Origin of the sequence: Colwellia sp. KU-HH00111 (genome assembly GCF_040362745.1) — a bacterium.
Lineage (GTDB): Bacteria > Pseudomonadota > Gammaproteobacteria > Enterobacterales > Alteromonadaceae > Colwellia.
The window spans coordinates 255,796-270,290 of sequence record NZ_BAABWO010000001.1 but is presented as its reverse complement, the minus strand read 5'-3'; the positions used below and the strand labels follow the sequence as shown (position 1 = coordinate 270,290).

General features: G+C 37.0%; 17 protein-coding genes and 1 pseudogene. 12 read left to right on the top strand and 6 right to left on the bottom strand.

Annotated features, from left to right (window positions below; all coding sequences use genetic code 11):
- Positions 1 to 50 precede the first annotated feature (50 nt).
- Positions 51 to 1,019: a magnesium transporter CorA family protein gene (locus tag ABXG98_RS01110; protein WP_353536835.1), complete on the bottom strand. Its 969-nt coding sequence runs from the start codon at positions 1,017 to 1,019 to the stop codon at positions 51 to 53.
- A 227-nt stretch (positions 1,020 to 1,246) separates the two neighbouring features.
- Here ABXG98_RS01110 and ABXG98_RS01105 point away from each other — a divergent pair, with 227 nt between their 5' ends.
- From ABXG98_RS01105 to ABXG98_RS01090, 4 genes are all read left to right on the top strand, one after another.
- Positions 1,247 to 2,035 (top strand): DUF432 domain-containing protein, encoded by a 789-nt coding sequence (locus ABXG98_RS01105; protein ID WP_353536834.1) that lies wholly within the window; start codon positions 1,247 to 1,249, stop codon positions 2,033 to 2,035.
- Between the two features lie 10 nt (positions 2,036 to 2,045).
- Positions 2,046 to 2,888 (top strand): mechanosensitive ion channel family protein, encoded by an 843-nt coding sequence (locus ABXG98_RS01100; protein ID WP_353536833.1) that lies wholly within the window; start codon positions 2,046 to 2,048, stop codon positions 2,886 to 2,888.
- Between the two features lie 414 nt (positions 2,889 to 3,302).
- Entirely contained in the window at positions 3,303 to 3,524 is a 222-nt protein-coding gene (locus ABXG98_RS01095) for a hypothetical protein (RefSeq protein ID WP_353536832.1), read from the top strand.
- A gap of 22 nt (positions 3,525 to 3,546) precedes the next feature.
- Positions 3,547 to 3,792: a hypothetical protein gene (locus tag ABXG98_RS01090; RefSeq protein ID WP_353536831.1), complete on the top strand. Its 246-nt coding sequence runs from the start codon at positions 3,547 to 3,549 to the stop codon at positions 3,790 to 3,792.
- Positions 3,793 to 3,958: 166 nt separating this feature from the next.
- Here the strand turns inward: ABXG98_RS01090 and ABXG98_RS01085 are convergent, their stop codons facing one another.
- The gene (locus ABXG98_RS01085; protein WP_353536830.1) at positions 3,959 to 4,807 is read right to left on the bottom strand and encodes a LysR family transcriptional regulator; all 849 of its coding nucleotides are present in this window, start codon (positions 4,805 to 4,807) and stop codon (positions 3,959 to 3,961) included.
- Positions 4,808 to 4,948: 141 nt separating this feature from the next.
- Here ABXG98_RS01085 and rimK point away from each other — a divergent pair, with 141 nt between their 5' ends.
- The 4 genes from rimK to ABXG98_RS01065 are packed head-to-tail and all read left to right on the top strand — an operon-like array spanning position 4,949 to position 8,280.
- Positions 4,949 to 5,854, top strand: a complete 906-nt coding sequence (rimK, locus tag ABXG98_RS01080) for a 30S ribosomal protein S6--L-glutamate ligase (protein WP_353536829.1) — start codon at positions 4,949 to 4,951, stop codon at positions 5,852 to 5,854.
- Between the two features lie 14 nt (positions 5,855 to 5,868).
- Positions 5,869 to 6,939 carry a succinylglutamate desuccinylase/aspartoacylase family protein gene (locus ABXG98_RS01075; protein ID WP_353536828.1) on the top strand — a complete coding sequence of 357 codons (1,071 nt, stop codon included), beginning with the start codon at positions 5,869 to 5,871 and terminating at the stop codon, positions 6,937 to 6,939.
- Between the two features lie 13 nt (positions 6,940 to 6,952).
- Positions 6,953 to 7,384 (top strand): ATP-dependent zinc protease family protein, encoded by a 432-nt coding sequence (locus ABXG98_RS01070; protein ID WP_353536827.1) that lies wholly within the window; start codon positions 6,953 to 6,955, stop codon positions 7,382 to 7,384.
- Between the two features lie 23 nt (positions 7,385 to 7,407).
- Positions 7,408 to 8,280, top strand: a complete 873-nt coding sequence (locus tag ABXG98_RS01065) for a mechanosensitive ion channel family protein (protein ID WP_353536826.1) — start codon at positions 7,408 to 7,410, stop codon at positions 8,278 to 8,280.
- Positions 8,281 to 8,615: 335 nt separating this feature from the next.
- On the opposite strand, the gene ABXG98_RS01060 is transcribed toward ABXG98_RS01065, so the two are convergent.
- Positions 8,616 to 9,227, bottom strand: coding sequence for a LysE/ArgO family amino acid transporter (locus tag ABXG98_RS01060; RefSeq protein WP_353536825.1), 612 nt, complete (start codon positions 9,225 to 9,227; stop codon positions 8,616 to 8,618).
- A 95-nt stretch (positions 9,228 to 9,322) separates the two neighbouring features.
- On the opposite strand from ABXG98_RS01060, the gene ABXG98_RS01055 reads away from it, so the two are divergent.
- Both ABXG98_RS01055 and ABXG98_RS01050 read left to right on the top strand, forming a co-directional pair.
- On the top strand, positions 9,323 to 10,219 hold the full coding sequence (locus tag ABXG98_RS01055) for a LysR family transcriptional regulator ArgP (protein WP_353536824.1): 897 nt from the start codon (positions 9,323 to 9,325) through the stop codon (positions 10,217 to 10,219).
- A gap of 91 nt (positions 10,220 to 10,310) precedes the next feature.
- Entirely contained in the window at positions 10,311 to 10,703 is a 393-nt protein-coding gene (locus tag ABXG98_RS01050) for a hemerythrin family protein (protein ID WP_353536823.1), read from the top strand.
- A 53-nt stretch (positions 10,704 to 10,756) separates the two neighbouring features.
- Here the strand turns inward: ABXG98_RS01050 and ABXG98_RS01045 are convergent, their stop codons facing one another.
- Positions 10,757 to 11,659 carry a LysR family transcriptional regulator gene (locus ABXG98_RS01045; RefSeq protein ID WP_353536822.1) on the bottom strand — a complete coding sequence of 301 codons (903 nt, stop codon included), beginning with the start codon at positions 11,657 to 11,659 and terminating at the stop codon, positions 10,757 to 10,759.
- 99 nt (positions 11,660 to 11,758) lie between these two features.
- Here ABXG98_RS01045 and ABXG98_RS01040 point away from each other — a divergent pair, with 99 nt between their 5' ends.
- Positions 11,759 to 12,508 (top strand): hypothetical protein, encoded by a 750-nt coding sequence (locus ABXG98_RS01040; RefSeq protein ID WP_353536821.1) that lies wholly within the window; start codon positions 11,759 to 11,761, stop codon positions 12,506 to 12,508.
- Positions 12,508 to 12,789, top strand: a complete 282-nt coding sequence (locus tag ABXG98_RS01035; RefSeq protein ID WP_353536820.1) for a hypothetical protein — start codon at positions 12,508 to 12,510, stop codon at positions 12,787 to 12,789. Before ABXG98_RS01040 ends, ABXG98_RS01035 begins: the two co-directional genes overlap by 1 nt.
- Before the next feature lie 144 nt (positions 12,790 to 12,933).
- Here the strand turns inward: ABXG98_RS01035 and cgtA are convergent.
- Together cgtA and rpmA are read right to left on the bottom strand one after the other, a co-directional pair.
- Positions 12,934 to 14,064 (bottom strand): annotated as a pseudogene (cgtA, locus tag ABXG98_RS01030) (Obg family GTPase CgtA); the annotation flags it as partial.
- A gap of 166 nt (positions 14,065 to 14,230) precedes the next feature.
- Positions 14,231 to 14,488, bottom strand: a complete 258-nt coding sequence (gene rpmA / locus ABXG98_RS01025) for a 50S ribosomal protein L27 (RefSeq protein WP_353536819.1) — start codon at positions 14,486 to 14,488, stop codon at positions 14,231 to 14,233.
- Positions 14,489 to 14,495 lie beyond the last annotated feature (7 nt).

Genomic DNA, 14,495 nt, shown 5'->3' with positions numbered 1-14,495 from the left:
AGCCTATAGTTTAGTGAGATAGATATTCATGATTTCACTAAACTATCATTTTAAAGCCATCGCTTTTTCTTAAAGAGCACAATCAAACTGATCGCTAGCAAAGCCATAAAACCGAGTAAATAGAAATAGCCATAAGTAAATTTTAACTCAGGAATATACTCAAAGTTCATACCATAGATACCCGCTAGAAAACCTAAAGGAATAAAGATAGCAGTGATCACGGTTAACACCCGCATAGTTGCATTTAATTGATGTGAGGTCACGGATAAATAACCATTGATTAAGTCTCCGCAAATTTCATAATGCATTTGAGACAAACTTAATAAACGCTCGATTCGTTCATGTACATCAATGACCGTATGCAACTCAGCCTGATTGATAATAGTGGTTTCATCTTCCACCAATATTTTTAATTCGGCTCCAATGTTACTGTGGTAATTAAATGTGCGTTTGAGCTTAGTGAGCCTAGAGCGATATAACGTTATTTCTTGCATCATTTTGTCATCACCGCCTAATTGAAACTGATCTTCAAGCGATTCTAGTTTATCTTCAAACTCAAAAAGTTTTTCTAAATAAATACCACAGCTATAATGAAAAATTCTTAATGCTAAAGTAATAGGGCTTTTAGCTAAATATTTTTCACCCTCGGTACTTAATAGCTGTTCAATTGACTTAGATGCTTTCCCATGACTCGTAATTAAAATATTAGTGCCAACAAACATACTTATTTGTAAATGTTCGAATAACAAATCATCCTGTGGTTGATAAATACCCCGATAGAGCATAAAAATGTAATTATTAAACAGTTCTATTTTAGGGGGATGGTGATCTCTTTGTGCATCTTTTATCGCTAGAGAGTGGCATCCTAATTGTTGAAAAATCAGACGCTCTTGTTCTTTATCATGGCAATCAAGATCTAACCACAAATACGAGCCTGATTGCTCACGCCAGCTAGCTATTAATTCTTCACCGCCATAGATACAGGTTTTATCATCATTCAAAAGCATACATTTTATCATTGGTCATCTTCTTTAGTTATCACGCGTTATGTTTGTCAAATGTCTTATAATAATTCATTATCTTTACGTGACTATAGTCTATAAACTTCTCTGACTAAAACATATTTATTTAACCTTGATTACGGACCTGTTAAATACTTGATTTTTACTCTTGTTAGTTGAGTGCACAGTGGTGTTATTATCTGGTGTTTGATTGACAAAACTAATTCATACTTAGGTAGTTCTTTATGTCGCACACACAATGGTGGGGAACGATAAATGTTCCAGAAAAAAACAGTTTTTTGTTAAATAGCTCTGCCTTTACCTTAGCTGTTGAACATAAATCAAATGAATGGTGCTTGCACGTAAAACGAAATAAAGTACTAGATATTGACAGTGTTGATAATCATTTCAACCAAACCTTGGGAAAGTTTTCTCCCGTATATTGTGGAGAGCTTAGCCGGCACATTGTTAATTCAAACACCAATACGTTAGAGATTAAACCTAGCTTGGCTGATAGAACGGTGGTATGCCGCCCCAAATCTCCGATAACCCTTGTTCCTCAAGCCAGTGTTATTATCTATTTGAGCACTCCTGTATGGGTAACCATTGGCGTGACTGACAGCAAATACCGCTTATTAAAAGAAGTAGCGACACAACAATTGTCTGACACTTGGTTTGGTTCCTCTACTCGTGAAGGTGAGTTATGCTATGCTAGTCAAACCCTAGGTAGACTCGATAGTGCTAACTTACCCTATAGAATGCAACGGGCAATAACTCCATTACTTATTGAAAACAAAGCAGATAATGATTTGGTTTTTGAACGCATAGCACTCCCTGTGCCAAGCCTTTCGCTCTATATGACCAAATCGGGGCAGCTATGCACACAAAATGTTACCTTAGTAAGAGAGAATGATGGCGATTTTGCAAAATTAAAATTAGGCCAACCTAAACCTGAATTAACCTTAATTAATGGTCCCAGAATGGTAATAAGCCATGGACAACTAATACGTGCTTTTAGCGCAATATTTAGTTAAAGGATAGACGATGAACGAAATGTGGATTTACCTTAACCATCTGTTTAATGCTGACATGGTGGTTAAGCTTATTAGAGCGGTTGCTATCTTAATCGTTGGCTATAGTCTTGCAAAATTATTCAGCCGATTTTGCTTACAGTTTATTAGTAAGCTTTTTACTCAACAAACCAGTCAACTAATTCAACGTGGCACCTATTACCTTATTTTTACCTTGTTTGTTTTTTCTGCCTTACTCGAATTAGGCTTTAATTTAAATGTTTTATTGGGTGCCGCAAGTGTACTGACAGTAGCTATTGGCTTTGCCTCTCAAACCTCAGCATCAAACTTTATCAGTGGTATGTTTTTGATGGCTGAACGATCATTTATCATTGGCGATGTTATAAAAGTGGGTAATACCGTTGGTGAAGTATTGTCTATTGATCTGTTATCAGTAAAAGTGAGAACTTTCGATAACCTTTTTGTTAGACTACCCAATGAAGTATTAATTAAATCAGAAGTAACTACCCTTACTAAATTTCCAATTCGACGGTTAGATCTAAAAATAGGGGTTGCCTACAAAGAAAATATCAACCGAGTAAAAGGCATTTTAGAAAAAGTCGCTTTTGATAATCCTCTGTGCTTAGAAGAGCCTAAACCTTTATACATTTTTCAAGGCTTTGAAGATTCTTCACTGTCATTACAATTTTCTGTTTGGGCAAAAAGAGAAAACTTTTTAGACTTAAAAAACAGCATGTATGAAGAAATAAAGCATGCCTTTGATAATGAGAATATTGAAATACCATTTCCGCACCTTTCTTTATATGCCGGAAATAATACCGACCCTTTTCCTATAAAAATAACCAAAGATAAGTGATAACTTAAATATCATTATTTATAATTACTAGATGGTGCTATCTATTTCTAGGTAACTAAAGAAAACGTTTTTTCTATCCTTGCTTATACCATCAATTGAATTAAATATATGCAAAAATCAAAGCTATGCTCGATGTTCAATAACAAGTATTACCAAACGGATTAAATAAAGCGCTAACCCAAGAATCTGTATTTTTCATTTAGTGTTAGCGAACCATTTTTAATTTTTTTTGTCTTACTTCCCCCTCAGCCTTCCTCTAAGCTATCCAGAACAACACCAACTAAATAATTAATAACAAGTTACACTTTAATAAATATTTTTGATTAAAGAAAGCAAAATTTTTCGCTTTCCTATCGTCACAATTAAGCACATTATCTTAGAAAATTAATCACTAATTTTTGATAAGGCAAAGTAATGAGTGTTGATACATTCGAAGATACTGACGTAGATATTGATAATAATCTAGAGGTTGATATTGACGATTTTAAAATTTCTTATGGCTCTAGCAATAAAAAAGCTATCAGAAAAACCTTGAAACAAAAATATCACATTAGACAAAAACTGGACTCAATTAATGAAAAACGAAACCTTAACAGGCAACTAGATTCGTTTAACAAGTATTGGGATCTTCAATAACATTATTGTACAGAGAAAAAAAATGAAAAAAATACTTTTCGCATTAACCCTATTATCACTTTCTTCTAACTTAGCTTTTAGTGAGGAAGCCGAGACTGAATTGATGGAAGCATCTGCCGATTACGTACTTAATCTTATGGAGTTATGTAAAGGTGACGCTATTGAAGATGAGGTTGGGGCACAAGATTTAAAGCAATACTTATTAACGTGTATAAATGACGAATTAGCCGTTGCATACTACAAACCAATTTCGGTGTTACCAGAGTAAACCTGTTTATCATGTTTTAAGTCACTCAAATTATGTTGTTCATTTGTGATATCATAAGTGAACAATTCAATTTGAGTTCACTTATTTTATTGACGGGTTCTTTTCTTGGCTATAGCTCGCTATCTTATAGCCCCATTCGTTTACTTGCTAACAAGGGTAAACAAAGTTAAATAGTGATATGTGGGAATAGTTGAAGTGTTTGAACAATAATGTCTGCTTTTTGGCTTTTTGCTAAATAAGAGGCAAAAATTTCTCTCGAATAAACGGGTGCCTCTTCAACAATAAACAACTTGTTTTTTTCAATATATTCAAAGGTCATTTGTCTTGGCAAATAGGCACTTCCCCCTGCATCTAATAAAAAATCCAACGCAATTCTTGGTTGACTCATATAATGCTTTGCTGGTGGGGCGTCTTGAAATTCACGTCGGTGCTGGCTGTTAACAGACTCACCGTAATCTACCATAATATAATTATTTAAAGACGCCATTACCGCTTTGTCGTGCTCTTCAGTGGTCACTAGTTGCAAAGGCACTGTCGCAACTTTTTCAGAAATTAAGTCTTCCACAAATGGCGGTTCAAATAAAAAGGCAATATCAATAACTCGGCTCAGTAAGCTTTTTCTGAGTTCATGTGGAGCAAATGTATTAGTGATCAGACTAATGTCATCAATATTTCGATGAATTTTTTTTAACCAGTCTTGTAAAACAATATCCCATATAGACATCATAGAGCCGATAACCAATTGATGATTATCGCTATCAGCAATTCCAACGTCTTGTTTAGTCTTCTGCCACATAAAGAGTAATTCATTGGCATGTTTAATTAGTCTATTGCCCTCAGGGGTTAACTTAAGGTGTTTTTGACTGCGGTCAAACAGTAATACCCCTAAGTCATTTTCTAACAATTTTATTCGGGCGCTGACAGCAGACTGAGTAATAAATAAATTTTCTGAAGCCACTCTAAAGTGCAAGGTTCGACTTACCTCTAAAAATGTCTTTAACAATTCAATCTTCATTTTACCCCTCAATAAGCTAATCGATTTTTTTAATCAAAGCCTATAAATTTTTGAACTTTATTATTTAATGGCTAAACTATACACTTAAGTATAACTATTTCATCATTTTAGCAAAATAAAATGATACTCAAGGTACCTATTATGAAAATTGCCATTTTATCAAGAAACAAAAACTTATATTCAACTCGACGCCTAAAAGAAGCAGGTGAAGCCATGGGGCACGAAGTTGATATTATTGATACCCTACACTGCTATATGGATATTACCAGTAGTCGGTCAACGGTGCGTTACCACGGTAAAGAGTTACCTGAATATGACGCTATTATTCCGCGCATTGGTGCTTCAGTAACTTTTTATGGTACTGCGGTTGCGAGACAATTTGAAATGATGGGCACTTTTAATATTAATGAGTCGGTCGCAATCAGTCGCTCCAGAGATAAATTGCGTTCTTTACAGTTATTATCTCGTAAAGGCATTGGTTTACCTAGAACAGGCTTTGCCAATAAACCCGATAACATCAAAGATTTAATTAAAAATGTTGGCGGTGCTCCCGTAGTAATTAAATTACTCGAAGGTACTCAAGGTATTGGGGTAGTGTTAGCAGATACCGCCAAAGCGGCAGAATCAATAATTGAAGCCTTTATGGGTTTAAAAGCGAATATATTAGTGCAAGAATTTGTCAAAGAAGCGGGCGGCGCTGACATTCGTTGTTTAGTTGTTGGTGGTAAAGTAATTGCGGCAATGAAACGACAAGGGGCTGAAGGCGAGTTTCGCTCTAATTTACATCGTGGTGGCTCTGCTGAAGTCGTTAAGTTATCTAAGGCCGAACGTGAAACCGCAGTCAATGCCGCAAAGGCAATGGGATTAAACTTCTGCGGGGTTGATCTTTTACGCTCACAAAATGGCCCTATGGTGATGGAAGTAAACTCATCTCCTGGCTTAGAAGGAATTGAAACCGCAACAGGAAAGAATATAGCAGGCATGGTTTTTGAGTTTTTAGAAAAAAATGCCAAACCAAATAAAACCAAAACACGCGGAAAAGGTTAATAAAAGGCACTCAAATGGCTCTCAAATGGCATAAATTAATGATCGGTGAATTTGAAATTCAACCCGGCGAACACCGAAAAATAGATTTACCTGTGGCGAAATTATATACGGATGCGGATGTTTCCTTACCTGTTCATATTATTCGCGCTAAAAAACCAGGTCCAACTATATTTATCAGTGCTGCAGTTCATGGTGATGAATTAAATGGCATTGAAATTATTCGCCGTTTAATCAACCAAAAGAAATTGAAGATTACTAAAGGTACGGTGATTGCTGTACCTATGGTCAATGTTTATGGTGTTGTTAACCAAAGCCGCTATATGCCTGATCGCCGAGACCTTAACCGGTGTTTTCCTGGTTCTGCAAAGGGCTCTTTAGCTGGACGGGTTGCACATATTTTTCTTAATGAAATTGTCAAACATTGTGATTACGGTATTGATTTACATACGGGTGCGATACATCGCTCTAATTTGCCACAAATAAGAGCCGACATGTCTGATAGTGAAACGAGGAATCTAGCGGAAGTGTTTGGCGTACCCGTAATATTAAACTCTAACTTAGTTGATGGCTCATTAAGAGAGTCTGCGGTCAAAAACCAAACAAAAATACTGCTATATGAAGCTGGAGAGGCATTACGTTTTGATGAGTTTTCGATTCGTGCTGGAATGAAGGGCATATTAAATGTATTACAACATTTAGGCATGACCCGGAAGGCTTCAGCATCTAGAAAGAAAAAAGTGGCACCATTTATCGCTAATGGCAGTCAATGGGTAAGAGCCAATGCCAGTGGTATCGTACATAATATTGTCAATTTAGGTGATCAAATCACCAAGGGCCAAGTATTAGCGGAAATCGGTAGTCCTTATGGCGAAATTATTGACCTTGTTAAGGCAACACGCTCAGGGATTTTAATTGGTAAACAAAATATCCCCTTAGTACAAGAGGGTGAAGCTATGTTTCATGTTGCCTACTTTAGTGAAAATGATGAAGATATCGCCGGACATATTGAGACTGTACAGGAACAGTTAGAACAAGAGCAATTAGTGCAAGAACAAGTATTACCTACAACAAGTGATCAACAATAAAGGTTGTTTTTAAATGAAAAATAAAATAGTGATAGGTAGGCTCGAGTCTATTGCCCTGCCTGATTTAAAGATTGAAGATTTACAAGTCAGAGTAGATACTGGGGCAAAAACCTCCTCATTACATGTCGACAACATCAACAAATCTAAAGTAGACGGTGCGTTTCATGTAACCTTTGATATTCATCCTGATGCACATAACGTTGATCGTATTGTCACTTGCAGCGCGCCCATCAGTGATATTCGCAAAGTAAAATCATCAAATGGCACCTCTGAGCAACGGTATGTCATCGAAACCAGAGTTGTGCTAGGTGGTGAGTCATGGCCAATTGAAATTACCTTAACCGATCGCTCTGACATGAGTTACTTAATGTTATTTGGTCGTGAAGCATTAGGCACTCGATTTTTAGTTGACCCATCGAAAGTATACTTAGGCTCAAAACAATAAAATAACCAACAAAAGACCACATTATGGAATTTGCACAGATTAAAGCGCTTTTATCCTCAGAAATTTTCACCGCTTCAGGCCAATCTATCACCTTGGGCGATATCTTGATGATACCGCTCTTTTTGCTGGTCGGAATTATTGTCACCCGATGGATAGCAAGACTTATTACTCAACGTTTAAAAGCGAAGCAAACAGACCCTAACATTATCCATTTATTACAACGGGTCTTTTATATTATCGCTATCGCCGTTATCGTGATCACCACCCTAGACTTAATCAATATTCCAATTACTGCTTTCGCCTTTTTGTCTGGGGCAATCGCTATAGGCTTTGGCTTTGGTGCGCAAAACATTATTAACAACTTTATTAGTGGTTGGATCTTAATGTGGGAGCGACCTATTCGTATTGGTGACTTTTTAGAAGTAGAAGACGCAAAAGGGATTGTGCAAGAAATAAACACTCGTTCTACCAGAATCAGGCGAGTAGACGGTGTTCATTTACTAATTCCCAACAGTAAATTACTTGAAAACACGGTAGTCAACTGGACCTTAGTTGACAAACTTGCGCGCACCTCTGTTCGAGTAGGAGTTGCTTATGGCTCGCCTGCCAAAAAAGTTGCCGCTCTGATTTTACAAGCTGCCGAAGAAGAAAAAGATATTTTAAAAGACCCTAAACCATTAATAACCTTCGAAGATTTTGGTGATAACGCGCTTGTTTTTGAAGTAACTTATTGGATGCACTCGAGTGTAGAAGGTGGCTTAAGAGTGTCGCGAAGTAATATACGTTTCCGCCTAGACGAATTATTTGAACAACACAACATTGTGGTTGCTTTTCCACAACGAGATATCCATGTTGATGGTGCTATCACGCTTATTAACGATAAGATTGGCAAATAAATACCAAGTTCTCGCTTAACTTGCAATGGTATCAATGGATTTATCTGTTGGTGTAGCTGGTCTCTCAATAGGGTTCTTAGAAGTTTAACTTGCAGCCATTGCCACGCTAGCTAGAAATATGCTGAGCAGAATGAATAAAATAGTCAGCAAATTTACATTTCTTTGGTATGTTTTTTTCATTTTTATTCTATGACAATTATTATTATGACAATTGTAATGAGAGAATAAAAACAAGCAAGCGTAATAATTTGTTTTTACTAATTAAAAAAATTGATTGCGCTTTATTTAGCCACTTTCGCTCAAAGAGTGATGATTTAACACGCACAAATCAAATGCTATATTGAAATGATAAGAGATAGAGCAATTGACCACATAATAAGTGCAACGATCAAATCTATCCAACGTTGCACATGTTGCTGACTTAACCAAGGTGCCATTTTTGCCGCAGCAAATGACAAGGTATAAAACCAGGTAACTGAAGCTAGGATTGTACCGCTAAGAAACGCCCACTTATCCGCACCAATAAATTGATTACCAATACTGCCGATAATCACTAATGTGTCTAAATAAACGTGTGGATTAAGTAAAGTTACCGCTAAGGTTGTTAGTACGACAGTTTTTCTTGAGTGCAGCGGTGGCACGATATTATTAACCTTATCTCGGGTAATCAATGCTTTTTTGAAGAATGATCCACCATAGATGAGCAAAAAGGCAATTCCTCCCAAAGTGATCACTTGTACTAACACTTCATTTTCAGCGAATAAAGCACTACTGCCAAAAATACCCGCAGACATTAAGAGTAAATCGCACAGTATGCAAATAGTGGCGGCAATAAAGTGCGAGTTTTGTTTAATGCCTTGACTTAATACATAGGCATTTTGTGCGCCTATTGGGATAATCATTCCAGCACCAATAAAAAAACCTTGAAACACTGCAACTGCTGACATTTTACTAACCTCATGTATAATTTTTGTAGCGCTAAGATACCCAAAGCCTTATCATTAGTATAATTAAATAATTTCACTTCACATTAGCAAAACTTATGAAGCCGATAGACTACAAACTTATTCATGCCCTAGATGCAGTGGTAAAAACTAAAAGTTTTGATAAAGCTGCCTCGCTGCTGAATATAACTCAATCAGCTGTTTCGCAGCGCATCAAACAACTAGAGAGTTTTGTTGCTCAACCAGTGCTAGTCAGGGGCAGCCCTTTATCTGCTACGATTTTAGGACAGACACTATTACGCCATTTTGCTCAGGTAAAGCTGTTAGAAAACGAATTAGCCGATCAGCTATTTCCTAATGAATCGACCAGCATAGTCCCCATTTCTATTGCCGTTAATGCAGATTCACTGGCTAATTGGTTTATACCGTCACTAGCTGTTGTGCTAAAAAAATATCCTATAGAACTGCATTTACAAGTGTGTGATGAGCTCAGAACCAAAGAATTGCTGCGCAAAGGTGAAGTTTACGCGGCACTAAGTTGCCAAGCTGAAACGTTTACCGGCTGTAAAGTTCAAGAAATAGGAAAAGTTGATTATATTTTATGTGCTACACCTGACTTTGTTAGGCATTACTTTAAACAAGGGCTGACCCAAGCATCGTTGCAACACGCACCGGGTGTAGAGTTTGATCAACACGACACAATGCACTGCGATTATATTGCAAAGCATTTTGGGTTAAGATTAGGAGATTATCCCTGTCATGTGGTGCGATCATCGGAAGCCTTTGTCACTATGGCGCTAGCTGGCGTTGCTTATTGTTTATTGCCTCATTTCCAGGCACAGCCATATCTACAAAACGGCACCTTGGTAGATTTGATGCCAGCGCATCATTTATCTCGCACTATGTATTGGCATACTTGGGTGCTGGAGCGCGGTGTTTATAAGATGGTTTCTCAAAGCGTAGTAGAGTATGGGCGTACTATTTTACATAGCTGATAAACTGCTCGATAACAAAACAATTTCAACTAAATATTTGTATTTAATATAATTGTAGACAATACTTACGTCTCTATCATCGGAGTATTTAATGCAAAAAACAGCTATTACCCCAGCAAAAGCTATTACAACCAGTGAACTCATTTGGCAAGATATGCAGCATCAAGAGCTGTTTAGAATTCTTGCTATTCTGGCTACAGCGCCAGAAAAAAGTGTGTTACAGCGTTTAATAAACTACGGTAACGATCATTTTGCAATTGAAGAAGCTTATATGAGAAAACTGAATTACCCTGAGTTAGCATCACACATAAAATCACATAAATATTTTAACAGTAAAATAAAATCTTATATGGATTCACAATGTATATTTGATGAACAGTCTGCTATTGAGTTATCGAGTTACTTAACCGACTGGCTAGCAAGCCACATTTTTACTGTTGATAAAGATTTTGAAGCTTTCGTTTTACAGTCTGAGCAAAAATAATGCTTTACCTGGAAGTATGTATCAAACCCACCTTCTATCGCTGAAGGGATGATTCAACGGCTAGACACTTTGACTTCCTTTAGTTTAGTTATTAATTGATTCAACCAGCCATCAGCTGTACTTGCTCGATACACTAAATAATAACGCTCTTGATAATCTAACGTTATGCTTGATATATCAATAGCTGTTACCGATTCTCTATTAATAACGGTATCAGGGACATAAGCAAGTGCGTTACCTTGGCTGACCATGGCAAGCAACGAATTTAAATCATCACTTCTGTAGATGATTTTTCTCGGATGGATATGATCTTGCCAACCGTCTGAACCAACACCTTGAACGGCACCACAAAAAGGCGAAGTTTTAGGGCAAATAAAGCCAAATTCAAGCAATGTTTTCAAGCTCACTTTACCGTCAGGAAACTGATTAAATAGTGCATGTTGAGGAGCGGCGATCACTTTACTTCGAGTTGCTCCTAAGAAAACATACTGTAAGGCAAAATTTTTAACCTCTACTAATGCCTCCTCAGTAATAACGGCCAGATGACACCCACCACTGACCAGCTGTTTAATTGCATCACCTTCATATTGTGCCTCAATGGAAAGTTCAATATTTTTAGTGACTAGCATCGGTGCTATTTTGGCTAAACTTGCTCCCAACAGCACCGACGGCCCTGTTAGTTTGATTTTTGATTTAACGCTATTGTCAGTAAATTCACTACACATTTGTTCATAGTCATGAATTAGCTGAACAGCATAAACGATAAACTTCTTTCCTTGACCGTTAAGTACAATGTTTCGACCGGTACGATCAAATAACGATGTACATAACTTGTGTTCAATTTTTTTTAACGTTTTCGATAGTGCGCCAGGGGTAATATTCAACGAAAGCGCGCTTTTTTGAATACTAGTAGTCTGTGCTAGATGCACAATTTTCTTTAAATCACCAATTTGCACATTGTTTCCTATATGGAAATAATAATAACGTTTTATTCGATTATAACTCAATAATTATTATTCTACTATAATACTACTTTTTACTTAAAAACGATCATTATGCATATACATTCATTCAATATCATCACTCGTGCTATAGGTTATTTTAGCTTGGTAACCATTCTGCTATTCTCCTTTAATGCTCTAGCAGACAATCAAGCGAACAAGCACGAACATCACAACTTAATGGGTTCACATGGTATGGTGCTCATACATCATAAAGATCATGGCTTTTTTGTCAGCCACTTGCCCTTATATGTATCACCTCACCACTATCAGCTGATTTATAAGGTTAAAATAGCTGATAGTGGTGAGTTAATTCATCGACTGCAAAAAAAAATGGTCACTGTTGTACCCGAGAATTTCGATTTATCAAGGTTAATCAATAATGAAAGGTTCTCTATCGATACAAAATTCTATCAAGGACATTTTGAACGGGGTGGAAAGCATATATTTAGTGCTAAAATGACCTTTGAAAAGTCAATTCTGATTGAAAAAATTTCACCCACATTTACAAATAAAACCGCAATTTTTCAAACTGTTGCCATTAGTAAACACACGGCGATTTTTGCTCACAAAATTCAACAATCACCTTCTTTTGATGCGGTCGGTTTTATCAAAAACAAGGCAATAAAATCCCAAGTAAGCAATAACAAGAATAAAAAAATAAAGACCCCTAACTCAATTATGCATACTGACAAAATAGTTTGCCAAAAACCTTCAACACTAGACGCACGAACCATCAAGCAACAATTAAAGCGTTGTGCTCAATTTGATATCAAATATATAGAAACTAAGGACTTTAGTTAATGTCTAAAAAAGAATTTTTAACGTGTTTGTTTACGCTAATGATAGCTAGCAGTTGGTTTAGTATTTATGCAGAAGCTTCAGCAACCTCTATCGATCAATTAAAACAGAAGACTTGGTTCGGTGGCGCTAAAGATTGTCTTTCTGATCAAAGCCCAGAAATAGAGGTTTATCAATATAATCTAGATACTTATATATTACGTCAAAATAAATGTATTCATTATGAGGCACCATTTATTTATTTGCTCTTTGGTGTAAACCAATTACGCGGTTGTTTAAAATAATAAGTAAGCTGAAACTGTCAAGCTTACTTATTATTGAAACAGTTCCCATTATTTATCAGTTGTATCTGCTTCATCATCTTCAGGGTTGTTAGTTTCAAGTTTCTTGACGTTTTGCTCGTCTTTCGCATAGAAAGTATTGGGGTGCTCGTCCCAATCCTCATCATCAAAGTCATCGTCAAAATCATCAGCAGCTAAGGCATCTTCATGGTAAGTATCCCATTTAAACTCAACCTCTTTTCCATCAATAATACTTTCTTCCTCTTCTGGAGGAAGCTGCTCAATAAAAGTCATTACTCGTTGCGTTAACTCTTCAGTACCGAGTCTATTAAAAGCAGAGATACTATGCACCTCTCCTTGCCAGCCAAGCCCCTCAAGAATAGCATCAGTGATTTCTTTAGCTTCTTCTTCAAGAACTAAATCAAGCTTGTTAAAGACAATCCAGCGTGGTTTTGAGGCTAATGCTGCATTATGTTGCTCTAGCTCGTTAATGATAGTTTTAGCATTTTCCAACGGATCAGAGCCATCAACAGGTAGAATATCAATAACATGTAATAAGATGCGACAACGTTCAAGGTGTTTTAAAAATTGTGTACCCAGCCCTGCGCCATCAGCTGCACCTTCAATAATCCCTGGAATATCAGCAATAACAAAGCTTCGCTGTGAGTCTAAACGCACTACACCTAAATTAGGCACTAGAGTGGTAAAAGGGTAATCAGCCACTTTAGGTGTTGCTGCTGATACACTACGAATTAATGTAGATTTACCTGCATTAGGTAACCCCAGTAAACCAACATCTGCCAATAATAACAGCTCTAATTTCAAGTGACGAATTTCACCTGGGGTACCATCAGTTCTTTGACGTGGTGCTCGGTTAGTACTACTTTTAAAGCGCGTGTTTCCTAAACCATGCCAGCCACCTTTAGCAACTAATAGTTTTTGGCCTTTTTTAGTTAAATCGCCTAATTGCTCACCAGTTTCGATATCTATGGTGCGGGTGCCAACAGGTACTTTAAGTACTAAATCAGCACCACCTTTACCGGTACAATCACGACTTTGACCATTTTGGCCTCGCTTTGCAGCGTGAAAACGCTCAAAACGATAATCAATCAGGGTATTTAAACTTTCATCGGCAATTAAATAGACATCACCGCCATCGCCGCCATCGCCGCCGTTAGGACCGCCGTATTCGATATACTTTTCTTTACGAAAACTGACACAGCCATTGCCGCCGTCTCCAGCTTCAACTCTGATCTCAACTTCATCAACAAATTTCATGGTCTTTAAACAATCCTAAATAACGGGAGGTGAACTAATGCTAGTATAAACTATTTTGACTAAACATTGCGCGCATACAGCGATTAAAAGTATGGGGTTGGCAATATTTTTGTTACCCAAAAAAAAACCTCGCATGATGCGAGGTTTTTATAAATCGACGCTAAGATTAGTCAGCAATAATGCTAACAAACTTACGATTTTTTGGACCTTTAACATCAAACTGAACTTTACCATCAGCTAATGCGAATAATGTATGATCTTTACCAATACCCATGTTGCTACCAGCGTGGAAACGAGTACCACGTTGACGAACAATGATGTTACCGGCTAATACTGATTCACCACCAAAACGTTTAACACCTAAACGTTTAGCTTCTGAATCACGACCATTTCGTGTACTACCTGCAGCTTTCTTATGTGCCATGTTAAAA